General features: G+C 47.0%; 25 protein-coding genes. 13 read left to right on the top strand and 12 right to left on the bottom strand.

The genetic code is table 11. From position 1 onward, the window contains the following. Positions 1–203 precede the first annotated feature (203 nt). A complete protein-coding gene (locus tag IC230_RS16525) occupies positions 204–698 on the top strand; it encodes a (2Fe-2S)-binding protein (protein WP_191040141.1) in 495 nt (164 codons plus the stop codon). Positions 699–700: 2 nt separating this feature from the next. Beyond that, positions 701–2,875, top strand: a complete 2,175-nt coding sequence (locus tag IC230_RS16520) for a xanthine dehydrogenase family protein molybdopterin-binding subunit (RefSeq protein ID WP_191040140.1) — start codon at positions 701–703, stop codon at positions 2,873–2,875. Positions 2,876–3,006: 131 nt separating this feature from the next. On the opposite strand, the gene IC230_RS16515 is transcribed toward IC230_RS16520, so the two are convergent. Beyond that, positions 3,007–3,381 (bottom strand): hypothetical protein, encoded by a 375-nt coding sequence (locus IC230_RS16515; RefSeq protein WP_223860681.1) that lies wholly within the window; start codon positions 3,379–3,381, stop codon positions 3,007–3,009. Positions 3,382–3,735: 354 nt separating this feature from the next. Between IC230_RS16515 and IC230_RS16510 the strand changes: the two genes are divergently transcribed. Both IC230_RS16510 and IC230_RS16505 read left to right on the top strand, forming a co-directional pair. Continuing rightward, complete coding sequence (locus IC230_RS16510; RefSeq protein WP_191040139.1) at positions 3,736–4,272, top strand: GreA/GreB family elongation factor; 537 nt, start codon at positions 3,736–3,738, stop codon at positions 4,270–4,272. Positions 4,273–4,369: 97 nt separating this feature from the next. Continuing rightward, positions 4,370–5,452 carry a Gfo/Idh/MocA family protein gene (locus IC230_RS16505; protein WP_191040138.1) on the top strand — a complete coding sequence of 361 codons (1,083 nt, stop codon included), beginning with the start codon at positions 4,370–4,372 and terminating at the stop codon, positions 5,450–5,452. Between the two features lie 83 nt (positions 5,453–5,535). On the opposite strand, the gene IC230_RS16500 is transcribed toward IC230_RS16505, so the two are convergent. The 10 genes from IC230_RS16500 to IC230_RS16455 form a co-directional block, all read right to left on the bottom strand. Next, positions 5,536–7,191, bottom strand: a complete 1,656-nt coding sequence (locus IC230_RS16500; RefSeq protein WP_191040137.1) for a D-alanine--D-alanine ligase family protein — start codon at positions 7,189–7,191, stop codon at positions 5,536–5,538. 80 nt (positions 7,192–7,271) lie between these two features. Continuing rightward, positions 7,272–7,598, bottom strand: coding sequence for a DUF5615 family PIN-like protein (locus IC230_RS16495; protein ID WP_191040136.1), 327 nt, complete (start codon positions 7,596–7,598; stop codon positions 7,272–7,274). Continuing rightward, positions 7,582–7,821 (bottom strand): DUF433 domain-containing protein, encoded by a 240-nt coding sequence (locus IC230_RS16490; protein WP_191040135.1) that lies wholly within the window; start codon positions 7,819–7,821, stop codon positions 7,582–7,584. Before IC230_RS16490 ends, IC230_RS16495 begins: the two co-directional genes overlap by 17 nt. Positions 7,822–7,833: 12 nt before the next feature. After that, positions 7,834–8,100, bottom strand: coding sequence for a NifU family protein (locus IC230_RS16485; protein WP_191040134.1), 267 nt, complete (start codon positions 8,098–8,100; stop codon positions 7,834–7,836). Between the two features lie 42 nt (positions 8,101–8,142). Then, entirely contained in the window at positions 8,143–9,246 is a 1,104-nt protein-coding gene (locus IC230_RS16480) for an Mrp/NBP35 family ATP-binding protein (protein WP_191040133.1), read from the bottom strand. A gap of 69 nt (positions 9,247–9,315) precedes the next feature. After that, complete coding sequence (locus IC230_RS16475) at positions 9,316–10,323, bottom strand: GSCFA domain-containing protein (protein ID WP_191040132.1); 1,008 nt, start codon at positions 10,321–10,323, stop codon at positions 9,316–9,318. A gap of 192 nt (positions 10,324–10,515) precedes the next feature. Further along, positions 10,516–10,959, bottom strand: a complete 444-nt coding sequence (rplI, locus tag IC230_RS16470; protein ID WP_191040131.1) for a 50S ribosomal protein L9 — start codon at positions 10,957–10,959, stop codon at positions 10,516–10,518. A gap of 113 nt (positions 10,960–11,072) precedes the next feature. After that, entirely contained in the window at positions 11,073–11,324 is a 252-nt protein-coding gene (gene rpsR / locus IC230_RS16465; protein WP_012925715.1) for a 30S ribosomal protein S18, read from the bottom strand. A gap of 14 nt (positions 11,325–11,338) precedes the next feature. Continuing rightward, positions 11,339–11,701, bottom strand: a complete 363-nt coding sequence (rpsF, locus tag IC230_RS16460; protein WP_191040130.1) for a 30S ribosomal protein S6 — start codon at positions 11,699–11,701, stop codon at positions 11,339–11,341. Between the two features lie 134 nt (positions 11,702–11,835). After that, a complete protein-coding gene (locus IC230_RS16455) occupies positions 11,836–12,777 on the bottom strand; it encodes a hypothetical protein (protein ID WP_191040159.1) in 942 nt (313 codons plus the stop codon). A 187-nt stretch (positions 12,778–12,964) separates the two neighbouring features. On the opposite strand from IC230_RS16455, the gene IC230_RS16450 reads away from it, so the two are divergent. From IC230_RS16450 to IC230_RS16410, 9 genes are all read left to right on the top strand, one after another. Beyond that, entirely contained in the window at positions 12,965–13,627 is a 663-nt protein-coding gene (locus IC230_RS16450; protein WP_191040129.1) for a YggS family pyridoxal phosphate-dependent enzyme, read from the top strand. Positions 13,628–13,675: 48 nt separating this feature from the next. Then, entirely contained in the window at positions 13,676–14,053 is a 378-nt protein-coding gene (locus IC230_RS16445; RefSeq protein ID WP_191040128.1) for a DUF423 domain-containing protein, read from the top strand. A gap of 119 nt (positions 14,054–14,172) precedes the next feature. Further along, entirely contained in the window at positions 14,173–15,768 is a 1,596-nt protein-coding gene (locus tag IC230_RS16440) for a peptide chain release factor 3 (RefSeq protein ID WP_191040127.1), read from the top strand. Between the two features lie 294 nt (positions 15,769–16,062). After that, a complete protein-coding gene (locus tag IC230_RS16435; protein ID WP_191040126.1) occupies positions 16,063–18,621 on the top strand; it encodes a DUF7133 domain-containing protein in 2,559 nt (852 codons plus the stop codon). A 44-nt stretch (positions 18,622–18,665) separates the two neighbouring features. Next, positions 18,666–19,724 (top strand): sugar phosphate isomerase/epimerase family protein, encoded by a 1,059-nt coding sequence (locus IC230_RS16430; RefSeq protein ID WP_191040125.1) that lies wholly within the window; start codon positions 18,666–18,668, stop codon positions 19,722–19,724. Positions 19,725–19,853: 129 nt separating this feature from the next. After that, positions 19,854–20,639 (top strand): SDR family NAD(P)-dependent oxidoreductase, encoded by a 786-nt coding sequence (locus IC230_RS16425; RefSeq protein ID WP_191040124.1) that lies wholly within the window; start codon positions 19,854–19,856, stop codon positions 20,637–20,639. 25 nt (positions 20,640–20,664) lie between these two features. After that, positions 20,665–22,005, top strand: coding sequence for an MFS transporter (locus IC230_RS16420; protein WP_191040123.1), 1,341 nt, complete (start codon positions 20,665–20,667; stop codon positions 22,003–22,005). Positions 22,006–22,117: 112 nt separating this feature from the next. Continuing rightward, positions 22,118–22,891 carry an SDR family NAD(P)-dependent oxidoreductase gene (locus IC230_RS16415; protein WP_191040122.1) on the top strand — a complete coding sequence of 258 codons (774 nt, stop codon included), beginning with the start codon at positions 22,118–22,120 and terminating at the stop codon, positions 22,889–22,891. A 177-nt stretch (positions 22,892–23,068) separates the two neighbouring features. After that, complete coding sequence (locus IC230_RS16410; RefSeq protein ID WP_191040121.1) at positions 23,069–23,488, top strand: LytR/AlgR family response regulator transcription factor; 420 nt, start codon at positions 23,069–23,071, stop codon at positions 23,486–23,488. A gap of 69 nt (positions 23,489–23,557) precedes the next feature. On the opposite strand, the gene IC230_RS16405 is transcribed toward IC230_RS16410, so the two are convergent. Beyond that, on the bottom strand, positions 23,558–25,309 hold the full coding sequence (locus IC230_RS16405) for an alpha-L-rhamnosidase-related protein (protein ID WP_191040120.1): 1,752 nt from the start codon (positions 25,307–25,309) through the stop codon (positions 23,558–23,560). Positions 25,310–25,316 lie beyond the last annotated feature (7 nt).

Here is a 25,316-nt window from a genome sequence, read left to right as displayed (position 1 = left end):
CGTTAAGCCCCGTACTGCCGATGGTACTGCTGTCACAAGCGGGAGAGTAGGAAGGTGCCACCTTTGATATAGAGTAGGCGAAGGCCTCCAATCAGCTGATTGGAGGCCTTTTCTATTTTTAAGATTTTGCATTTAAACTAAGTAGAGAAGCGCTATGTTCTCTTTTGCTTATATTAGTTAATCTTATCAATTTATCGCAATCGATGGCTATCTTCAAACTACAAATTAATGGCCGTATCTATCAGGCTGATGTTGAGTCTGATACTCCTCTGCTTTGGGTACTACGTGATAATCTTGGGTTGGTTGGTACAAAGTATGGTTGTGGAATCGCCCAGTGCGGAGCTTGTACTGTCCATTTAAATGGAGAAGCTACTCGATCATGTGTGTTACCTGTATCTGTTGTTGGCAAATCGAAAGTAACTACCATTGAAGGTTTATCACCAGATGGGAAACATCCTGTTCAGCAAGCTTGGGATAAAGTGGATGTAGCTCAGTGTGGTTATTGTCAGGCGGGTCAAATTATGACAGCTGCCGCTCTACTAAAACGAAATCCGAAACCATCACAGACCGAAATCGATAATGTCATGACCGGCAATATCTGTCGATGTGGAACGTATCATCGTATTCGGGAAGCTGTTAAAGTAGCGTCCGAAACTCTTCCTGCTTCTATACCTACGAAAACGTCAAAAACGAAATAACTATGAAGACGTTAGCAAATTCAAATCGTAGAGACTTTCTAAAGATAACCTCAGCTGTAGGAGGAGGTTTTTTGTTGGGATTTAACTGGCTGGAATCTGAAGCAGCCGCGACAGCTGTACTGGATACTTCGGGAAATATAACTGGCGCTGCATTCGTTGCGGGAGTTGATTTTAACAGCTACCTATCTATTAATCCTCAGGGTGTTATAACGATTCTATCACCTAATCCCGAAGTTGGTCAGGGGATAAAAACGGCTTTTCCAATTATCGTAGCTGAAGAACTGGATGCCGATTGGACGAAAGTCGTTGTTGAGCAAGCTCCACTTGATACAAAGAAATTTGAACGGCAGGTAGCTGGCGGGAGTGGGTCGATTCCTCATTCCTGGCAGCGATTACGCAAGGCAGGTGCAACAGCGCGTCAGATGTTAATGGAAGCCGCTTCCAAACGATGGAACGTATCGGTATCAGAATGCACAACAGATAAAGGTTTTGTGCTTCATTCTGGTAGTAATCGTAAATTAAGCTATGGAGAATTAGCTACTGAAGCCGCTAAAGTAGTTGTTCCGACAGAGGTTAAGTTAAAAGAAATAAAAGACTTTAAGCTCATAGGTAGTACGGTTAAAAATGTAGATAATCCGCAAATTATTACTGGAAAGCCGTTATTTGGGTTAGATTTCTATCGAGAAGGCATGTTGTTTGCTATGTTGCAACGACCTGCTTTTGGCTACAAATTGAAATCGCTGAATACTGAAGCTATTAAATCGATGCCGGGTATTGTCAACGTCGTGACGTTCGATAGCAACGTAGCGGTTGTTGGTAAATCGACCTGGCAGGTAAAGAAGGCAAAAGATGCACTAAAGATTGAATGGGAAAAAGCTGATACACTAGAGAGCACAGCTGACCATAATCACCTGTTCAAAGAAATGCTAGACGGTTCTAATGCAACTGTTCGTCGGAAAGATGGTGATGCAGAAGCGGCTTTCAAAAGTGCAGCTAAAGTCGTCAAAGCAGAATATCAGTGTCCATTTCTGCCACATAATCCGATGGAGCCGATGAACTTTTTCGCACACGTCAAACCTGATGGTGCGGAGCTGGTCGGTCCTACGCAGACGCCTGAACTGGCGCGTAATGAGACTGCTAAATTGCTTGGCATCTCTCCTGATAAAGTGAGCGTTCAACTGACTCGTATGGGTGGTGGCTTTGGGCGACGATTAAAAGCTGATTATGTTATTGAGGCTGTCCAAGTGTCAAAATTGGTCAACGCGCCCGTAAAACTGATCTGGACACGTGAAGATGATATGACTGGGGGGAGCTACCGTCCGGCAGTTCGTTATCGGTTTGAAGCAGCCTTGGACGCTCAGGGTAACATGATTGGCTACAAACTTCGTGGAGCTAGTATCAATGCGGGCAATGCCACGCGGGAAGATAATTTTCCCTCGGGTGCTGTGGATAACCTACTGATTGATAGTGTTGATCACAAGTCGCCCATTACGACTGGTCCCTGGCGAGCACCGATTACTAACTTCCTTGCCTTTGCTGAGCAGGCCTTTTTGGATGAGGTAGCCCAGGCCGCCGGTAAAGATCCCGTACAATTTCGATTGGAATTATTAGATAAGGCTAAGCAAAAACCGGTTGGTGCTATCAAATATGATATTGATCGGATGAAGGGTGTAATCGAATTAGCTGCCGAAAAATCGGAATGGGGTAAGAAGAAAGGAGCCGACGGTAAACCTGTTGCTCAAGGATTTAGCGTTTATTTTTCACACCGATCCTACGTAGCACAAGTAGGGGAAGTGGTCATGCAAAAAGGCAAACCTGTTTTGCAGAAAGTTTATTCGGCAGCTGATTGTGGAGTTGTAATTAATCAAAGTGGAGCCCAACAACAGGTTCGCGGCTGCATTGTTGATGGAATTGGTCACGCGATGTATGGAAACATTACGTTTAAAGACGGTATACCAGAGCAAAAGAATTTTAACGACTACCGGCTCATCAGGCTTAATGAAATTCCGGAGATTGAGGTTCACTTTGTTCAAAATACTATAGATCCTACAGGTCTTGGTGAACCATCCTTACCACCCGCAGGTGCGGCCATAGCGAATGCTATTTTCAAAGCGACTGGCAAACGATTACGTAGTCAACCGTTTGCCAATCAGGAAGAATTTAAGGGTGTATCCTAGTTATGGTAAGCTGGTGGTTAACGTGGCACAGTCTCCTTATTCAACTATAAGGACCAAGTAGATAATTGTACTTAATTTCTAAACCAAAAGGCCGGATGATATCCCGGCCTTTTGGTTTAGAAATCAGCTGATTATAGCACTGCGACAACACGAGTTTGGTTCTGAACAGGAGCACTTACAACGTTTAGCTGTTTACGAATGCTGCCTTCCGCTGACTTAACTTCTAGCACATATTGGCCGTCAGTTAATTCATGAACGTCCAGTTTAACGACATAATTTGCTTCTTTTTTAGAAACGATTTGACGGAATAGGATGTCATTGCTTTTGTCGCGAAGGAGAAAGACAACCGGTACATCCGGCGACTTTTGGACGGCTACCCGAATGTGATTGTTGATTGTAACATATGCACTGGCTTCAAAAGGCAGAGTGGTGGATTTAATCGGGTTGATAAATGTAGATGCACTCAATAAGATGGAGGCAATTACGTTGCTCATTAATGAAATCATACTAGTGTAGTGTTTAATGGTTAAAACCTGTTGTTTGCTGCTCAATCTAAATAAGACAAAGGCTTAATCAGATGCTATTATTCCTGATTATCTAGTCAGTAATTAAGCGTACATATCCTCATAGTATCCGTAACCGGATAGCCCTCGTTTACTTGCGGGCAAAGGTATCGGCTGTTTTCTGGCCATGAAATAGACCAGCGCTGAGTTGTGAAAAACGAATTCTGAACTGTATATAATCCGCAATAACTTGAATGCGAAGATTTTATGAAAAGGAAATAGTACAGTATAGCCGTCAAGTTTGATTCTGAACAACCGTTGATCTCCATCGTTAATTCAAATAAGACATTGAATGTGATGAGTAGAGCTTTTTTGAAAAATGAATCGGCTGATGATCCGGTTGTAATACCGGCCCGTGCACCATTGCCGCCAGGTGCAACAAACTACGTTACCCCTCGTGGGCTTATTATGTTACGTAGTGAACTGGAGAAGTTAGAGGCAGAGCGGGCGCAGGCACAAAGCAATCAGCTCGATGAAGTTGAACGTACTCGCCACGTAGCAGAACTCAATGGACGTATTGGAGCCCTAAATCAACGGATTGCCAGTGCTAAAGTCGTTGATCATCAAAGCCATTCTCATGATCAGACTACTGACCCAATTGTTCGCTTCGGGGCCACAGTTAGCCTGCACAGCCGCACAACAAACTCCGCAGATGCTGACCGACGCTTAACAATCGTTGGCGTAGACGAAGCTAATGCCGCTCAAGGGCTTATAGCATTCACTGCTCCCATTGCGCGGCTTCTTTTGGGCAGACAGGTTGGCGATTTAATTTCGTTACGTACTCCGCAAGGTGAAAATAGCCTGGAGATTACATCGATATCATATGGTAAATAAACGTCTATTGACATTCGGAGGGAAAAAGATGGTGTATTCTTTCCCGACAATATCTAAGTTTATACCACTTTAACGATTTAGAATTACCCAAAGTAATATGTCAGTAAATTCTCATCCCCTTCGGGTGCTTGTTGTCGGTTGTGGCAACATGGGCGCTTCGCATGCAATTGCTTACAAAACGCAGGAAGGATTTAATATTTGTGGGATTGTCTCCACTGGAAATAGTAAGGTCGTACTCAATGAACGATTAGGAGGTGGCTATCCACTATTCGATGATTATGCAACCGCACTCATAGAAACAAAGCCTGATGCTGTTTGTATTTCTACGTACCCCGATACGCACGAGTCATTTGCCATCATGGCGCTCGAACAGGGTTGCCACGTATTTATTGAAAAGCCAATTGCGGATACCGTTGAAGGTGCTAAGCGTGTGATGGCCGCTGCCCAGAAAGCGGACAAAAAGCTGGTGGTTGGCTATATTCTTCGTCATCACCCTTCCTGGGCAAAATTTGTTGAGGTCGCTCAGGAGATGGGTAAACCGTTAGTGATGCGGATGAATCTTAATCAGCAAAGCCATGGAACTATGTGGACAGTTCACCGGAATCTAATGAAAAGCCTCAGCCCAATTGTAGATTGTGGCGTTCATTACATCGACGTAATGTGCCAGATGACTCGTTCAAAGCCTGTTCAGGTAAATGCCATTGGCGCCCGGCTAACGAATGATATTCCGGCCGATAACTATAATTATGGTCAACTACAGATTCGGTTTGAGGATGGCTCCGTAGGCTGGTACGAGGCTGGCTGGGGGCCAATGATGAGCGAAACGGCATTTTTTGTGAAAGATGTAATCGGACCGGAAGGCTGCGTATCGATTGTTGCTAAAAATGCAGGAGCGGCTGGCAAATCAGATAATGTGGATTCACACACGAAAACAGAATCATTACGTGTTCACCGAGCTGCACTGGACGAAAACGATCAGTTTGTGTCAACCGATACGTGGATCGACATGCAGGATGAACCCGATCACCAGGAACTTTGCAATCGCGAGCAGCGCTATTTTCTACAGGCCATTCGGGAGGATACTGACTTAACCGACCACATGCAGGATGCGGTTAGTAGTTTACAGATTGCTTTCGCCTGCGATGAGTCGGTACGTACTGGACAGCCTGTACTTTTATAATTGAAACTTTGATACTTTGTCTCAAATGAAATGGCCTCATCAATCGTGAGGCCATTTCATTTGAGACAAAGTATGTTTAAACTTTACACATATCGTTCTGTGATATGCCGAGCTCTTTCGGCTGTTTCTATCAGTAATGGATGGCGCGGTTCACTAAGCGCAGTTTCCAACTCGGCAATGGTATCTTTAAACAAGAGATTTACCGGAATCTCATGGGATTCCAATTTACTTTTGATATACATTAATGACGGACGTACTGTACCGGAAGCTGCCATTTCATTGTACTGCTGTTTCGCATCGGCAAAACCTTCGTCGCTGTTGCCAAATGAAATGACCCGTTCCGGTAGGGGATTTTGTTTTCGGTCAGCAAGTTTAGTATCAAGAGCAGACAGCAATTTCTTGAGGTGAAACGTATCTTTCCCCGTACGGATGCGCTCGCGTAATGATTGCCGAATCAGATACGTCAGAGAATTTGCCAGATTCAGTCCGATTTCAGCCATTTGCTTGAAAATCAGGGAAGAAGGAGACATACCCGGAATGGTGTTGGGGTCGTGGAGCAGCACGTCGCCAGCGGGGGTAAGAAAACCGTCGATTCGCGAATAAACATTGATGCCCAGGCGGGTAAAAACCTCTGCTACGGCCAGTTGAATCTTGCGATTGTTTTCCAGGCTCGTTTCAACCGGAATTCGCTTCTTGGTCGTACTGAGCTTGTATTTCGATTCAAAATCAAAGCTTGTTACGTTATAGATTTCGGTTGGGGGCAGCGCTATCGCGATCTGATCATCATCCTGAATGACGCCACAGGAAAACTCCTGTCCGGTGATAAATTCCTCGAAAAGGACTTCATCTTCGGCATTCAACGAGGCCAACGTAAGTAGTGAGCCACTCTGTTTAGTCAGTGAATTGAGTTTATCAATAAAATCTTGTGGATGTTTAATCACTTCACCCGTTTGCTCGATCACAACCGGAAAACTAATTCCCGAATCCAGGCTGACCATTTTCTGAGCTAATTCATGTTTTTCATCAACTGACAATTCCGCCCATTCGCTCAGTTTACTCCATCCGTCGGGTTGAACACTCAAAGTGAAAAAGCATTGCTCGACGGATTGGCAAAACTGAGTTAAGTCAGCTTCGCGTACGATGGCTACACCGATTGACGAACCCTGGTGTGGAGCTTTTACAACAATGGGTAAGCCAAGATGCTCGATGAGCGATTGAAAAAACTGTGATTTATCAGTCTGTTCATATGTATCGCGACTAATGGTAGCCGTTTTCTTTTGCTGTCCGTTCGCCAAAGCAATCAGCTCATTTTGTAAGATTTTATTAATTCCAACGGCAGAACCAACTAATCCCGGACCTGTGTAGGGTACTTTATACCATTCGAGTAGCCCCTGAATCGCACCATCCTCGCAATCAGGGCCGTGCATCGCCAGGAAGGCCATGTCGAAATGATCTCGAAAATGTTCCGGTCGAAGTTCAGGCAGGATGATGTCGAGGGCATCGGCATCAAGCGATTCGTCATATACGGAAAAGCCGGATTTATCCTGCGGTAGTGTATCACGTAAAGAGGCCGACCCAAGAAAATTGGGCGTAACAAGCCGAAAGCGGCCTCGTCCATCAACAAATACCAGGACAGGCTCAAATAAACCTTTATCTAAATTAGCCAGGGCTGTGCGCCCGCCCGCAAAGGATACCTCACGTTCCCGCGCCGGTCCGCCGAAGAAAATGCCTATTTTCACAGAATTAAGGAATAATACAGGTTGCAAAGAAACAAAAAAACGCCTGATTCGGCGTTCTGAAGGTTAAAATGAATGAGGTATTAGTCAAGAGAAATTATGGTAGTTCCATTAGGAAGTTTATCAATTAAAATTTCTCTTATTTTTTCGACTAGTGGTAACAAGAACTCGTAGTCGCTACGCTTTACTTTCAGAACCAGAACAGGAAGAGGATATTTAATGAAATTTTGTTGATGCTCAAACCCTTTGTCTAGCGTGATTAGTAAGTCGAACTTATACTCAACCATGAATCTCATTAACTCACCATTACGTTTACCTGCCCACCCCATATCTCTCACTGTGGCAACGTCATGATCGGGAAAACGAAATTTCAGCTTGTTGTGGACATTTTCATCAAGCAAAATTTTCATTCAAGTCAAGAAGTTTTCCTTCTACAATACCATGACTCATCAAATGAATTAATGCAATAGCCTGATTCTTTGACACGGATGGATAACCTGCCAGAAACTCATCAATCGTTGCATTATTCTCAAGATGATCAAATAGATACTGAACAGGCACACGAGTTCCTTGAAAAACAGGAGTTCCTCCCATAATTTCGGGGTCTACATTGATTAATTCCTTAGCTGTCATAACTAGACCAGTTTAAAACGCAGGCGTCAGATTGACTGCTTCGACCTTTGTGATCTCAGGTATCGCTTTAAGAATTGCTTCTTCCAGGCCACCTTTAAAGGTCATGGCCGACATCGGACACGTACCGCACGAACCAATCAATTCAAGTCGAACGGTCTTATCTTCAGTCACTTCTAATATTTTCACATTCCCACCATCCGCGGCCAGATAAGGACGCATCGTGTCGAGTGCCTGTTCTATTTTCGTAATTAGTTGGTCGTTGTTAACTACCGTTTCCATGGAAATAATTGATTTACGGTAAATTTATACTTTCTACTTTGTTTATGCAACCTGTACGCGTGCAGTACGATCGAGTGTTGCGTTACGGATAGCCACTTGTTGCGCCAATGCTTCAGCTGCTGCCTGGAAAGCTTCGCTGGCAATTGGCTCGCCTGCGCTGATGGCTGGACGGCCTTCATCGCCTGCTTCCCGAATGCTTTGTACGAGCGGGATTTGTCCGAGCATGGGGACGTCGAATTGGTCAGCCAGAAGTTGCCCACCTCCTTTTCCGAAAATATAGTATTTATGGTCGGGTAATTCAGCGGGCGTAAAATATGACATGTTTTCGATCACGCCCAATACAGGTACGTTGATCTGAGGTTGCCTAAACATAGCCAGGCCTTTTGTCGCATCGGCTAAAGCAACTTTCTGGGGCGTTGTTACGATGATTGCACCTGTTACGGGAACCGTCTGCACCAACGTTAGATGAATATCACCCGTACCCGGTGGTAAATCAATAAGCAGATAATCTAACTCACCCCAATCCGCATCGGAAAAGAATTGCTGCAATGCCCGACCTGCCATCGTCCCGCGCCAGATGACTGCCTGACCCGGAGCAACCAACAGACCCATTGAGAGCATCTTGATGCCGAACTGCTGGATGGGCTCCATGCGGGTTTGTCCATCCACCTGAAAAATGCGGGGTTGTATGTTTTCAGCGCCGAACATCGTTGGCATAGATGGTCCGTAAATATCGGCATCGATAATACCAACTTTAGCACCAGATTTATGTAAAGCGATAGCCAGGTTAGCCGTTACGGTTGATTTGCCGACTCCCCCTTTCCCTGAAGAAACAGCAATGATATTCTTTACCCCCGGCAGTGTTGGTGCGTTATTGCGCGTTGACGTAACATCCGACTGCATATCAATAGTCACCTGAATGTCAGCTCCAATATGGGTGTGAATCGCGTCTTCACAGCGCTTTCGAATAACTTCTTTGAGGGGGCAAGCGGGCGTAGTCAGCACAACCGTAAAACGGACTGAGCCGATACCAAGCGTTACGTCCTTTACCATGTTGAGCGTAACAAGATCGCGCTTCAAATCAGGTTCCTCAACAGTACTTAACGCTCGTAAAACAGATTCTTTAGATAATCGGTAATCAGACATAAATAAAAGAAAAAAGGAGGAAGGGGAGGAAAGGGAAAAAGAATGAAATGATACAAACTCCTTTTCCGGTCAGGCGACCTGACTTTCCTGCTTTTCTCCTTGATTTAAACGCCTTCGCACGTCTGCCAGTTCCGCCGATACGTCTATGCGTTTCGCTATTGTTTCTAATTGAGCTAAAAGCTTCGTCAAAAACTGTAGATGGGCTGACGTGTTGTCGCCATAGAGCGGGCGATGTGTCAGCGATTTGCTGACTTGCGCCCAATCGGCCATAAAGCCGCGAAGTTCGGGATCAAATGCGCTTTCCGCAAACTTCCCGAAAATATAATCGTGTGCCTGCGAATTTGGGTGAATCATGTCCGCTTCATAAAAGCGATAATCGCGCAGATCATCCATCATTAATTCATAGGCCGGAAAATAAGCTACCCAGTTATTCCAAATGGTCAGCTCGTGAGCGATGACACGTAACGTTGACTTACTAACGCTATTGAGGGGCAACGTATCGCGGGTATGGCGGACGGGGCTAACAGTTAAGACAAGCTTCAGTTTGGGGTTGGCTTTATGCAACAACTTGAACAGCCGCGTTAAATCGTCTCGAATGTGATCAATTTGGTACAAATATTTCTCAAATAGCGTCCCCGGTATTTTGTGACAATTCGCCACGACTTTGCCCGTTTCATTATGTCGATAGACAATAGCTGAGCCAAGGGTTAAAAACAAGAAATCGGCTTTTCGAATCTCGTCGCCAGTTTGGATCAGACAGGCAAGTAATTTATCGCGAAGTTCATCCTGATTATCAGCCCACAGCGAAGAATGGAAGTCATAGTGAAACCAAATTCCATCGCGTTCAACGTACCGGTTTTCGTCGGGACTAATACCCTGAATAGCCATCGTCAGTAGTTTCGCGATCGAAACCGGATTGAAAATGGTGCCAAATGGGTTATTGAGTACATTCAACTTATTATCAATAAGCCGCTGGCCTATAACTTCAGCAAAACACGATCCAATGGTCACGATTCGGCTCTCTAAACCAAGTGAATAAGGGAGCGATTCCGGCGATAATTCGGTATGAAACTGCATACCATATTAACAGAAAAACAGACTGTTTAGGTCCGTTTTCGTTAAAAGTTTTGTAGGTGTAATCTGTTGATTATCAGAATAAAATTACGCAATTACTGGCTGTGCGTAGAGCGTGATTTTTTTACTAGATGCTGAAAAAAAAGACCGCTCCAGAATTTCCAGAGCGGTCTTTTTTGTTGAATAATATTCAGCTTAATCAGCCGCTACTACTTCAAATTTTACTTTATGTTTCACATCCTTATGAAGATCTAAAGAAGCTTCATAAGTGCCAAGGGTTTTAACATCTTCAACCGTAATTTTCTTCCGGTCAATGTCAAAGCCTTTCTCGCGCAGCGCGTCAGCTACCTGTGTATTCGTAACGCGACCAAAGATTTTACCGCTGTCGCCTGCTTTTGCTGGGATCGTTAGCGTTACGTCACCAATTCCATCAGCAATGGCTTGTGCGTCGTTCTTTAGTTTTTCAGCTTTGTGGGCTGCCTGGCGGATGTTTTCAGCAACGATCTTCTTGTTTGAATCAGTTGCCATCATGGCAAATCCCTGAGGAATCAGGTAGTTGCGGCCGTAGCCGGGCTTCACCGTTACGGTGTCGTTCTTATAGCCCAGGCCGGCAATATCGGTTTTTAAAATGATATCCATTATTTGAAAAGTTGTAGGGTTGTAAAGTTGTAGGGTTAAAGAGTCAGCTAAGTTCCGGAAGAGCTTTATGACTCGATAACTTTATGACTTTGCAACTGCTTCGGCGGTCCGGTTTATTTCAGTGAATCACCTACGTATGGCAGGATAGCTAAATGACGAGCGCGTTTGACAGCCTGGGCCACTTTGCGCTGGTTTTTCAGGCTTGTGCCAGTTAACCGACGGGGAAGAATTTTACCTTGCTCATTCAATAATTTAAGCAGGAAGTTACCGTCTTTGTAGTCGATGTATTTAATACCAGCTTTCTTGAAGCGGTCGTATTTTTTGCGGTTCTCGGTTTTCGAGACAGATTCGTTTTGTAAGCTCATGGTTACTAAGTCTCTTAAGCGTTTTCGGTTTGTTTTTTCTTACCCACTAAGCCGTTACGTTTACGATCGTTGTAGGCAACAGCGTGCTTATCAAGCGATATCGTCAGGTGACGGATAATACGCTCGTCACGGAGATACTCGGTATTAAGTTTCTCGATGATCGTGCCGGGGGCCTTAAACTCGAAGAGCTGGTAGTAACCCGTGTTCTTGTGCTGAATTGGATAAGCCAGCTTGCGCAGACCCATACTCTCTTCGTGAACAAGCTCCGCACCGTTATCGGTTAGCACTTTACGGAACTTGTCAACGGTGTCCTTCATCTGAGCATCAGATAAAACGGGAGTTAAAATGAACACCGTTTCGTAGTTATTAGGAAACATTTTTTTGTAATTTGTTTGAAATGAGGGCGCAAAGGTAGGAAAAAAAAAGCAAAGGGCAAAGGGTACGGGGCAGAGGGTATAAAAGATTTGATAGTTTTTATACCCTCTGCCCCGTACCCTTTGCCCTCAGCACTCTACTTCACGGTGAACTCCCCTTCGCCTATTCGGAAACCCTCACAGTAGATTTCAATCGTGTGCTTTCCTTCGTTGAAGCGCTGACCACCACGACCATAAACAAAATCGACCTGCTGGCGGCTATTGTCGAACGTAAAGTTCTGCTTGGCCGTATAAATCATGCCCTGATAGTTATACGTGAATTCGCCAGACCCTGTTGCCATATCGGACACAACAGCTCCGCTTGCGTCCAGAATCCGCAGGTACAGTTCTTTTTCTTCCTGTTTGGCTAACCCATTTGGCGCTAGCCGAACGGATACTTTTATTTTGTCGATCTTCTTTGCCTTATAACTACCTCCGTCTTTCTCTTTGCCACGCTTATTGATAGCATCTACTGTTATACTTTCAGCTCTGAGGGCAGCTGCTATCGTTACCTTTTCGGCTAGTTCCTGGTTTTTCGACGTAACGGCAACGACTGAGTCGCTCAAGCTCTGGCGTTCCCCTTTCAGGGTGTTGTTTTCCTGAGACAGTGAATCGTTGCGGGCGGTCAGAATGCCATTTTCTTCCTTCAGTCGGGCAATTTCCTGGTCTTTCTGCGTCAGAAGAGCCTCGTAATTGCGTATTTTCTGATTGTATTTCTTGCTGTCGAATGAAGAGACGTTTCGAAGTTCACGCTTGTCGACTTCCAACTGAGCTTTTACTTTCATAAGCGAATCGACACTACCGCCTAATCGTTGAATTTCGGCAATTTTGGCGTCAAGCTGTGCAGAAATTGAATCGAGTTTGGTTTTGGCAACCAGTACTTCTTCTGTTTTGGCAGCAATTGTGGCATCTTTCGTTTTGTTATCCTGACGTTCCTGATAATAAAAATACAGTAACAGTACATTCAGTGCCGCCAGAATGATTAACGCTGCCAACAGGTAGCTACGGCTGTTGTTTTTCGATTGAGGCCGGGGTTCCATTGGGTTCATAGTTAGGGGTATGGTTGCAGTTTAAATTGTTTTCAAAACCAAAGCCAGGAATGAATTATTGTGTTCTTACGTTGATTTCTCTTGAATTTCGGCCAAAAACTACGCGTTTCCGCTTAGTTCTCAAACCTATCTTTGTATAATTTTAATAATCGGTTCGGGAACATTCACTTAGTACGTTATGACAATTGCCGATAGACTCCACCAGATTGAGAGCGGGTTACAGGGTAAAGCCAAGTTGATTGCGGTTACCAAAACGAAGCCTGTTGAGGAATTGAAAGAGGCCTATGATGCGGGCAGTCGACGATTTGGCGAGAATAAAGTGCAGGAGATGGTTGATAAGCAGCCCCAATTTCCTGCCGACGTGGAATGGCATTTAATCGGGCATTTACAGACCAATAAAGTCAAATACATTGCTCCGTTTGTGTCGTTGATTCAGTCCGTAGACAGCCTGAAACTGTTGCAGGAGATCAATAAACAGGCGGCTAAACACAACCGGACTATTGACTGCCTGTTGCAGATTCACATTGCTAATGAAGAAACTAAGTTTGGCTTATCTCCCGATGAAGCCGAAAGGCTGATAAACGCGCCGGAATTAGACAACTTGTCGAATATTTGCCTGATTGGCCTGATGGGTTTAGCGACGAATACGGACAATGAAGGGCAAATTCGGCAGGAGTTCCGGGGGCTGAAGCAACTGTACGATAAACTGGCATCCAGTCAACATCCTGCCATTCATTTTTCTGAACTATCGATGGGCATGAGTGGCGATTATAAAATCGCTGTCGAGGAAGGTAGCACGATGGTTCGGGTCGGAAGTGTCATTTTTGGTAGTCGTGCCTGAACGGAGAATTCTGTTAATCAGTTGAACTGTATAAAATTTTAGATGTAGATGAAGTTCTTTATTCAATCGGGCGCTGTTTTAGGATTGTTGGGTGTTGCCATCGGTGCCTTCGGAGCGCATGCGTTACGAGCAATGCTCGATGCATCGGGGCGTTCCGCTACGTTCGAAACAGCCGTTAAATACCAGTTTTATCATGCGTTGGCGTTAGTGCTGGTCGGTTTGCTTATGCAGGTTTTCGGTAGTAACCCGACTGTGGTTAAACTGCTCAACTGGTCAGGCTATTCATTTTTGGGTGGTGTTATTATCTTCTCTGGGTCGCTATACGTATTGTGTTTCACCGGTATTACGTGGTTAGGCGCCATTACGCCCCTCGGCGGGCTGGCAATGATTGCCGGCTGGGCGTTGGTGCTCTGGGCGTTTTTGTAAAGGCGTGGGGCAATGGGCATGGGGCAGAGGGTAAAACATAGATTGTTTTCTTTTACCTTCTGCCCCATGCCCATTGCCCCACGCTTTTTTCGTATCTTTGCACTCTGATTCTGAGAATAATGCAAACGAATATACCGGCAGAAACTGCCCGTCGGCGGACATTCGCCATCATTAGTCACCCCGATGCCGGGAAAACGACGCTAACCGAAAAATTACTGCTGTTTGGCGGAGCGATACAAACTGCGGGCGCCGTAAAATCAAATAAAATTAAGAAGTCTGCTACGTCGGATTTCATGGAAATCGAGAAGCAGCGGGGAATTTCCGTTGCTACGTCAGTCATGACGTTTGAATACGATAACCTGAAGATTAATATCCTCGATACACCTGGTCACAAAGATTTTGCGGAGGATACGTATCGCACGCTAACCGCTGTCGACAGTGTCATTCTGGTAATTGACTGCGTGAAGGGCGTGGAGGAGCAAACTGAACGGCTGATGGAAGTCTGCCGGATGCGCGATACGCCCGTTATCATCTTTATTAACAAACTGGACCGCGAAGGCCGTAATCCGTTCGATCTGCTCGACGAACTGGAAGAGAAGCTGAACATTCGCGTTCGGCCTATGACCTGGCCCGTGAACATGGGGTCGGATTTCAAAGGCGTATATAGCCTGATCGAGAAAAAATTATATTTCTTCAAAGCGAATAAAACCAAAGTTGAAGAAGACGTTCTGCCGATTGAGTTGGAAGACTCGTTGCTGGATAACAAAGTAGGGGATCGGGATGCGTCTCAACTTCGCGAAGATGTGGAACTGATTGAGGGCGTTTATGATGAATTCCATCAGAAAGCGTATCTGGATGGGAAACTGGCACCGGTGTTTTTCGGGTCAGCAGTCAATAATTTTGGTGTAAAAGAACTGCTGGAAGGGTTCTGCCTCATTTCGCCCGAACCAATTGCTCGACAGACCGATAAACGTGAAGTACTGCCCGACGAGAAAAACTTCAGCGGCTTTGTCTTCAAAATCCACGCGAACCTTGATCCCCGCCATCGGGATCGTATCGCGTTCCTGCGCATTTGTTCGGGTGTTTTTGAACGTAACAAGTTTTATCATCACACACGCCTGGACAAAAACGTGCGGTTTGCCAGTCCGTTCAGTTTTATGGCGGACAGTAAGAGTGTAGTGGATGAAGGATTTCCGGGCGACGTAGTGGGCCTGTATGATACCGGTACGTTTAAGATCGGTGATACGTTGACAGAGGGTGAAGAGCTACAGTTCCAGGGAATTCCGAGTTTTTCGCCCGAGATTTTCAAGGAACTTGTCAACCTCGATCCGATGAAGTCGAAGCAGTTAGACAAAGGCATTCAGCAGCTAACCGATGAGGGTGTTGCGCAGCTATTTACGCTTGAGCTGGGTAATCGGAAATTTGTCGGAACGGTGGGTGAACTTCAGTTTGAAGTAATTCAGTACCGACTGGAAAACGAATACGGTGCCAAATGCCGTTGGGTACCCTTAAATTATACCAAAGCCTGCTGGATAACCGCTAATAATCCAGCGAAGTTAACCGAGTTCATTCGATTAAAAGGAAACCAGATTGCTTACGACAAAGATCAGAATCCCGTATTTCTGGCTGAGTCGGAGTGGATGCTACGTATGAACCAGCAAAACAATCCGGATATTCATTTTCACCTCACTTCAGAGTTTAAGGTGACAGCATAAGAATGCATTTGTATAAATGACTGTTAAAAAAAAGCCGCGTCAACTCAGGTTGAGGGCGGCTTTTTCATGCTTGAAATGACGTCTATAGCGGTAAACTTCTTATCAATGCAGCTGTATATTACGTGACGCCTGGGGCAAATTGAACACCGCACTTTATCAAATCGTTGTTCTGTCTATTTACGCTTAAGATTAAAATAGGTCATTTCTGGTAAAAATGCTTCGGTAGCAGTGTAAACACAAGTAGTATATTTTCAATAATGCTTTTTCTTATAATAATGCCAAGTGTGATAGCTCATGAGTAAGCACGGATATTCTGGTTACTTGTTTGGAATCGGCCTGTTGTGCCTGCTAAGCTTTAAAACCAACGTACGAACGACCTGGACCGACGAGCCTTCGCCAGTGCACACGCCTGCCGAAGAACTTGCCACGTTTAAACTGGAACCAGGGCTGAAAATTCAGCTTGTTGCGGCTGAGCCGATGGTTGAAGATCCCGTAGTCATTACGTTCGATCCGGATGGCCGACTGTGGGTTGTCGAGATGCGCGGTTTTATGCCAAACGTCAATGGGGAAGGGGAGAACCAGCCGGTCGGTCGCGTATCGATCCTGGAAGACACGAACGGCGACGGCCAGATGGATGTCAGTAAAATTTACCTCGACAGCCTGATTATGCCGAGAGCCATTGCTCTGGTGCCGGGTGGAGCCTTAATAGCCGAGAACGGCGCTTTGTGGATGACACAGGATACCAATGGTGATCTGAAAGCGGATACAAAAACAGTCGTCGATGCAAAATACATGGGCAACGGTCTGCCCGAACATGCGCCCAACGGACTCTGGCGGAGTATGGATAACTGGTATTATAACGCTAAATCGCGCGTTCGGTACCGGTTGCGGGATAACAGATGGGAACGCGATAGCACCGAGTTCCGCGGTCAGTGGGGCATCAGCCATGACGATAAAGGACGCCTGCTTTACAATTATAACTGGTCGCAATTGCACGGCGATCTGGTCCCACCGAATTACCTTTCGCGGAATAAAAATCACAAAGCCACAACGGGTATCGACTACGGACTAACCTTAGATCGGCGCGTTTATCCAATCCGGCCTACGCCTGCCGTTAACCGGGGCTACATACCCGGCACGCTGGACAAAGAAGGTCGTTTACAGGAGTTTACAGCCGCCTGTTCGCCACTTTATTACCGGGGAACGGCACTGCCTGCGGCTTATCATGGCAACATATTTGTCTGTGAACCAGCGGGCAATCTGATTAAACGTAATGTAGTCGAAGAAAAGGGACTTTTAGTAGCTGCCCACGATCCTCATCCCGGTACGGAATTTCTCGCGTCGACGGACGAACGATTCCGGCCCGTTCATCAGGCAACGGGCCCTGATGGTACCCTCTACGTAGCGGATATGTATCGGGGACTTATTCAGCACGAGGCATACGTTACGCCTTATCTGAAAGAGCAAACGCTGGCACGTGGTCTGGAGAAACCCGTAAATCGGGGACGTATCTGGCGGATCGTCCCGGAGAATTGGCAAGCTCAAAAGCCGAAAAAGCTGTCGGAAACATCATCGGAGGCATTGGTTGCTGAATTGTCAAATCCGGACGGATGGCACCGGGATATGGCGCAACGATTACTCGTTGAACGTAACGACAAACGAATTGGCCGGACGTTAATCAACGTAGCGACGAAGGGTAGCGATTCGTTGGGCCGATTTCATGCGTTATGGACGCTGGAAGGGCTGAAATTAACGACGCCCGAGCTGCTATTGCCATTAGTCGCTGATCCGGGTTCACTGGTGAGTAGTACGGCCATTCGACTACTTGAACCATTTGCCAAAGTGGATAAAACGGTTCGGACCAAATTAGGCGAACAATTGCTAAAAAGCTGGCAAAAAGCGACGATCCAACAACAGTTACAGATAGCCCTTTCGGGAAATGTACTCGATCAGAACGTAGCACAGCAAGTCCTGGCAGGCATTGTCGATCAGCAGGGTACGTCGCCGTTAATGCGGGATGCCGTGTTAAGTAGCCTTCAAAACCAGGAGTTTACCTTTTTGCAGCGGTTGATGAAAGATCCAAAGTGGCAAATCGCTGAACCGTCGAAAGAAATCTTCGTTGAGCAGCTGACAACCTGTGTAGTACAGAAGCAAAATCCGCCTGAATTGACGGCCATGTTGACTATGCTGGAAAACGGAGGTCAGGCGTTGAGCTGGCAACAAAAGGCTATCCTGACAGGTATGTCGATTGCTGCCAGCAACCGCAAATTAAAACCCGTTAAGCTGGCCGCTGCGCCACCCATTCTGGCGCAGGCTACCAGCAAAATCGATCCATCACGTCTGTCAGCGTTGGCGTCTCTGTTTGAATGGCCGGGTCATGTTGCCGCGAAAAGTAATACGTCAAAAAAGAGTCTGTTGAATGAGGAAGAGCAAAAACTGTTTGCCTCGGGTCGGCAGCTTTATCTCAACACCTGTTCGGGCTGTCACGGCACCGATGGGGCAGGGTTGAATCGTTTCGGGCCTCCTCTCATTGCCTCTGATTGGGTAGTGGGTGATGAAAAACGACTCGCACTGATTCTGCTTCACGGTATGGAAGGTCCTGTCGAGATCAACAAAAAGGTGTATGATCAGCCGGAGATTTTGCCCGTTATGCCTGCCCACTCAACGATGGACGATGCGTCGCTCACGGCGATATTGACTTACATCCGCAATGAATGGGGAAATAATGCCGGGCCAATCAGTAAGCGACTCATTGGCATGACCCGCGTTACGTCGCAGGGGAGAGTCGTGCCCTGGACGGCCAAAGAACTGAACAAATACATGCTCGAAGCGAAGGCGAGTGTGCCGAAATAAACGTAGCCGCCAGAATACCGTATCACCCGGCTATCTAAACCCAAATGGACAGACGCGATTTTCTACAACGGGCCTCAATCGGTGCTATGGCGCTGACGTTTCCTGATATCCCCGATTTTGTTAAAAATACCCCGATGGGTATTGTCGTACACTCGTACGGAAGTCGCTGGAACTCGAAAGTGGAAAGTCAGAAATACCCTGGCTTTGCTAACGCCGTTGACTTGCTGGAGCATGCCCATCAGATTGGATCAGGGGGCGTTCAGGTCGTTGTCAATGGCTGGACGGCTGATTTTGCCAAGAAAGTTCGTGCGAAGCGGGAGCAGTTGGGACTTTATTTGGAAGGTTCTATCAGCGTTCCCAAAACGGCGGCAGATGTACCAAAATTTGAGCAGGACGTAGTGAATGCTAAAGAAGCCGGGGCGACTGTGTTGCGAACTGTTTGTTCGGCGGGCCGTCGCTATGAAACGTATCATTCCGTCGAAGCTTTTCAGGCGTTAAAGAAAAATGCATTGGTATCTCTCCGATTGGCCGAGCCGATCCTTCGCAAGCATCAGGTCAAACTGGCGGTCGAAAATCACAAAGACTGGCGGGCTTCCGAGTTGGTTGCTATGCTCAAACAACTGAACAGCGAATGGATTGGCGTTACGCTGGATTTTGGGAATAGCATCTCGCTGCTGGAAGATCCCATGGAGGTGGTTCAGACCTTGTCGCCATACGTATTTACAACGCACGTGAAAGACATGGGGCTGGCGGAATATGCCGATGGGTTTCTGCTGTCGGAAGTGCCACTGGGCAAGGGGATCTGCGATCTGTCGAAGATGATCGATCTGTGCAAAAAACATAATCCCGCCGTTACGTTCAACCTGGAAATGATCACCCGCGATCCGCTGGAAATTCCGTGTTTAACGACCGATTACTGGTCAACGTTTACCGACGTACCGGGGCTTGATTTAGCCCGAACGCTACGTATGGTGAAGCAACATCCGTATAAAGCCGGTCTTCCCAAAACATCACCCTTGAGCGCGGAAAATAAGCTGGCTGCTGAAGAGGACAATATCCTGGCTTGCCTAGCCTATAGTAAAGAGACATTAGGGCTTACGTAGAGACTATGAATTTTATAGATTCTTAGCAGACTATAGCAACTTTATGTGGTGTCGGGTTTGAGAACCCGACGCGAATTTGACTAAAAGTGTCGGGTTCTCAAACCCGACACCACAACTACCATTCATTACATGAGTAAAGAACTACTTCCAGGCGTTAAACAGTTTGATTTGAGTGGCCGAGCAGCCATAGTTACGGGTGGTTCTAAGGGCTTAGGTTTGGCCATGGCGGCTGGACTGGCATCGGCTGGTGCCAACGTAATGCTGGTGAACCGTAACGCCGACGAAGGGGCTCAGGCCGCTAACGAGCTTAGTGATGATTTTGGCATTAAAGCCATTTCATTCGCGGCTGATATTACCAATGAGGCACAATCGGAAGCCATGGCGAAAGCAGCCATAGACGCCTTTGGGCAGATTGACATTCTTATCAACAGCGCGGGCATAAACATTCGTGGGGCCATCGACGAACTAACCTTTGATGAATTTCGCAAGGTGCTGGATGTGAACGTGAATGGTACGTGGCTGAGCTGCCGGGCCGTAACGCCCTACATGAAGCAGGCGGGTAAGGGTCGTATTATCAACTTAGCCAGTACGCTCGGTTTGGTCGGTCTGTCGAACCGAACACCGTATACAGCCAGTAAAGGCGCCGTTGTTCAGATGACCCGTGCGCTCGCGCTGGAGTTGGCTCCGTTTAACATTAACGTCAATGCCATTTGCCCCGGCCCTTTTTTGACAGAAATGAATCTTCCCATTGCCGATACGGAAGAAGGGCTAAAGTTTGTGGTTGGTGCTACGGCTTTAGGTCGCTGGGGTCATCTGCGGGAGATCCAGGGTGCAGCCATTTACTTAGCGAGTGATGCCGGGAGTTACATGGTTGGTTCGATGCTGACCGTTGACGGCGGCTGGACAGCGAGATAGTCTGAAAATCGGAAACCCTCACCCCATGAAACAGTCAAGCGATAAGAAACAACGGACTCGGGTGCGCTACAGCATGTTAGCCCTCGTTTTTGTCAACGTAGCGATCAACTATCTGGACCGTACGAATATTTCGGTGGCTGCTACCGAGATGGGCAAAGACCTGAACCTGTCAACCGTTGAACTAGGCTACATTTTTTCGGCATTTGGCTGGGCGTATGCGGCTTTACAAATTCCGGGGGGGCTCATCGCCGACCGGTTTGGTCCACGGGTTTTATACGCGTTTTGCCTAATAACCTGGTCAATTGCTACGTTGGCGCAGGCCTTCATAAGAGGTTTTGGTGCCCTTTTTTCGTTACGTCTGGCAACTGGTACGTTCGAAGCGCCTTCTTATCCGATTAACAATCGGGTCGTAACGAGCTGGTTTCCTGATCACGAGCGGGCTTCGGCGATCGCTCTGTACGTATCGGGCCAGTTCATCGGCCTCGCCTTTCTGACGCCGGTTCTAGTGACGATTCAATACTACGCGGGTTGGAAGGGTCTGTTCATCACCACGGGATTGGTTGGGCTTGTCTGGGGTGTCGTCTGGTATCTTTTCTACCGCGATCCGCTCGATCATCCGCGCGTGAATCAGGCTGAGCTGGACTATATTGAAGAAGGGGGCGGATTGTTTCGAGGAAAGAAACCAGGTGCTCCGCAAGTCAACATCTGGAAGTGGGAAAACCTCAGGCAGGTGATTTCCCGCCGAACGTTATGGGGCGTTTATATTGGTCAATTTGCGGTCAATGCTACGCTCTGGTTTTTCCTGACCTGGTTTCCAACGTATCTGGTGAAATACCGGGGACTCGACTTCATTAAATCGGGCTATCTGGCGTCGGTACCATTTTTGGCAGCCTGTGCCGGTTTGTTGCTGTCGGGTTTCTTATCCGATAAATTAGTTCAGCAGGGAAAATCAGTCGGGATGGCCCGGAAAACGCCCATTATCATTGGGCTCCTTTTGTCGGTCAGTATCATTGGGGCCAACTACACGAATGATACGGCATTGATTATTTTCTTCCTGGCGCTCGCGTTTTTTGGGTCCGGCATGGCGCTGATTTCCTGGGTTTTCGTATCAATCTTATCGCCAAAGCATCTGATTGGCCTGACAGGGGGCGTTTTCAACTTTATGGGTAATCTGGCGTCTATCGTAGTTCCCATCGCGATTGGCTACTTAGCCAAAGACGGAAATTTTGCTCCCGCGCTTGTCTTTATCGGTACGTTAGGATTCATTGGTGCCTGCTCGTATATCTTCCTGGTCGGAAAAGTTGAGCGAGGTAGCACCCCTGACGAAGCAAAAGAGGATCAATTGATTTTTGAAAAAGACCAATAAGTAGTCATTAAATACATTCGTTTAGGCACAGAGAGCACAAAGTTTTCATCTCTGTGTACTTTGTGCCTCTGTGGTTAAATAATCTAAAACCAGTCTGGCTGTTTACTGATTTATGCCTGAATTGACGTATTTTCCTGATCGCTTCAAAGGGCAGGTTGCCATTGTTACGGGCGGAGCTGACGGCCTCGGTAAAACCATTGCCCAGCGGTTAGTTGCAGAAGGCGCTTCCGTTGCTCTATTTGACCGGAATGCTACGTTGCTGGAAAAGTCCGGTAGCGAATTTGCAACAGCCGATCGCCCGGTACGTACTTACCCGATAGATATTTCTCAGGAAAGCCAGGTAAAGGAGGCTGTTGACCAGGTTGTTGCCGATTTTGGCCAACTGGACGTGGTAGTAAATTCTGCCGGAATTGTCGGACCGACCAGCACCAATATTACTACGTATACCACCGCTGACTTTGAAAATGTATGCGCCATTAACCTGCTGGGAAGTTTCCTGATTACCAAATATGCGGTAACGGCAATGGCAAGCCGAGGCTACGGACGTATTCTCCTGATGGCGTCGATTGCCGGAAAAGAAGGCAATCCTGGGATGGTGGGATATTCGGTCAGTAAAGCGGGCGTAATCGGCTTGGTAAAAGCCATTGCCAAAGAATACGCAACTACCGGAATTTCGATTAATGGATTGGCACCGGCTGTCATCAAAACGGCCATGAACGACAATACGTCTCCTGAACAGCTAGCGTATATGACTGCTAAAATTCCAATGGGGCGCCTAGGGCAGGTTGACGAAGTGGCCGCTATGGCCTGTTTTATCGTGTCCGCCGAGAACAGCTTCTCCACCGGGTTTATTTATGACATTTCAGGCGGACGGGCAACGTATTAATAGCTATTCATAAACGTTGCTGAAATCTGGCTTTTAACCCATAACGGTTAACGTACTCTTTTCGACGGTTCATACGGTGTAATGTACCATTCAACGCAGGTGCTATTGAGCGTATCATACGAGATAGATAGGTTTGTGACGATCATTCTACAAAGTCAAACCTTTTCTCTACGCACAATGACTCCGCTAACTCACTCACAACGTACTGCATTTTCTGCAACAACTCCGAACGTGCTTCCGGCTCAACCACAACGTATTACACTGGTTACACAAAATCGTTCGATACGGGTTTCCGTCGAGGAAATTGTCTGGCTGGAAGGAGCTGGCAACTACACGTTTATCCATACCCGTGACAAACGGCGCTATTTGATGGCTAAGACGCTTAAAACCTTTGAACAGGAGTTATTAGGGTCCCCATTGGCGCGTATTCATAAATCACACGTAGTGAATCTGGCACACGTACGGAACATCGATTTCGGTGACGCTGCCTGTGTGGAAATGACTGGTGGCAAAACACTTACAATTGCCCGCCGACGCATATCGCCTACGTTGAATCAATACCTGCAGCATCAACAAATCATGACCAATCTGAATTAGCGGGTTTTGCGGTATGATTTCTGATTGGCTGACACGTTTCAGTTTAAACTCGGAAATCATACCGCAAAATCACCGGATAATTCGGACCTCTTTCGGGCCGCTTATGTCGGACTGAATCGTACCGTTCGGTCTTTTGGTGTGCTTCACCTTCACGACGCCGTAGGGCGTTGGAAAACTACCTTCAGCAAAAGTTAAATCTTCCAGATGCGGCTGTACTTTAATGGCTTTGCAACCGGGTTCTACAACGCTGATTCCCAATACGTGTTCGGTTAGCCAGGGCGTTGGTCCCGATGCCCAGCCATGAGCCAGACTGTGCCGGAAACCAACGTAACAGTACGCTCCACAGTCACCGTGAATATCTTTCTTGCCTTCGGGAACCAGCTCATCGATACGTCCGGCGTTTTTCACCCAATCGAGGTTAAAATCCTCCCAGAACGTAGTGGCGCCCAGGGCAAGCATACCGCCCCAGAACTGCCGGATATTCGCCAACGCACCTTTGTAATCACCGGCCTTGGCCTTAGCCTGGAGCATATAATAGCCATAGAACGTAGAGAAATTCTGTGCCCCATCAACAGCCAGTACGTCCTTATTCGCTGTTTGAGCAGGTACCAGGCCTGACAACGCCAGCAAAGCTGCGCCCTGTTTTGATTTATTCGGATCGGGTACGTATTGTTTCAGACGAGCTACGGCAGCATCGCATTTCCTGGCCGTTTCAGGGTCATTTAATATCCGGCACAAATCGGCTCCGGCATCCAGTGAAAGCACCATCATCGATTGTAAACCAGCGTGAATTCCCTTTGCGTTTTCGCTGGAAGGCCAGTCCAGAAACCGGGTGCCGTCCAGTTTTTCGCTGTTCTTCTCGTCAATTTTCTGGATTAGCTGATTCAGTAGGCCGACCAAATAAGTCTTCTGCTGCTTGAGATAATCCAGATTGCCGTTGTGCAAGTACCAGTCGCGCTGGATAAGAATCCACCACATCGAGTACGTACTGATGCCATTCATCCAGCCGGGCAGGGGCGTAATATCGCGGGCCAGATCAAGGCTTTTGGGCACTACGTCATTGTAGCCAAACACGGCGTTAATGGTCGACACTTCGGGGTGCATATCGCCCACCCATACCAGCCGATCGCGTTTGATGCCGTCCCATAGGTAATCCTGCATGTTGAGGTGAACGGTATAAGCGCCCGTCGCCCAGATTTTATTCAGCAACGTATCGCTGCATCGGAAGGAGCCTGTGTAAGGAATATCGCGGAACGTAAAAATGGCCCGTACTTCCTTGAGTAACAGTTCAGTATCCGGATCGACCAGATCAATACGGACAAACCGGAAACCTGTGTTGCCAATTTCCAGCTTCCCCAGCCAAGGCACCTGCACGGTCATATCCCGGATCGCGTGGTCGTTGGTTGCATTTTGTTTCGGTTCAATATCGGCCATTGCTTCACTCGCCGACTCGCCAAAACGAATACGTACTGTGATGGGTTTGCTGACCTTCCATTGCCCCGTTACGAGTTGAAGGCCGCCGTGTAGTTCTTTTCCAAAATCCAGCAATAGACTAGGTTTATCCGTAGCGCCACTTTTCAGCGAACAAACGCCTTTACCCGATAAATCAGCCTGTCCATTACCTGGTTTCAGAAGTTGGTCAGAACGAGCAATCGAACCAGTGCTCCACAGAATTTTTACCGGCGACAGAAAACGCCGGACTGTCGCTTCGGATTGAGCCGTCTGAGCGCGGGCCTGATCAAAAATAGGTGGAAGTTGAGCCAGTACGTTTTCGCTCAAACTGAGACAACAAAAAAGAACGAGAAACCGATTATAATTCATGGGGTAA

The organism is Spirosoma validum, from assembly GCF_014699035.1.
In the GTDB taxonomy this organism is placed as follows: Bacteria; Bacteroidota; Bacteroidia; order Cytophagales; family Spirosomataceae; genus Spirosoma; species Spirosoma validum.
This window is presented reverse-complemented; position numbering and strand designations above follow the sequence as displayed.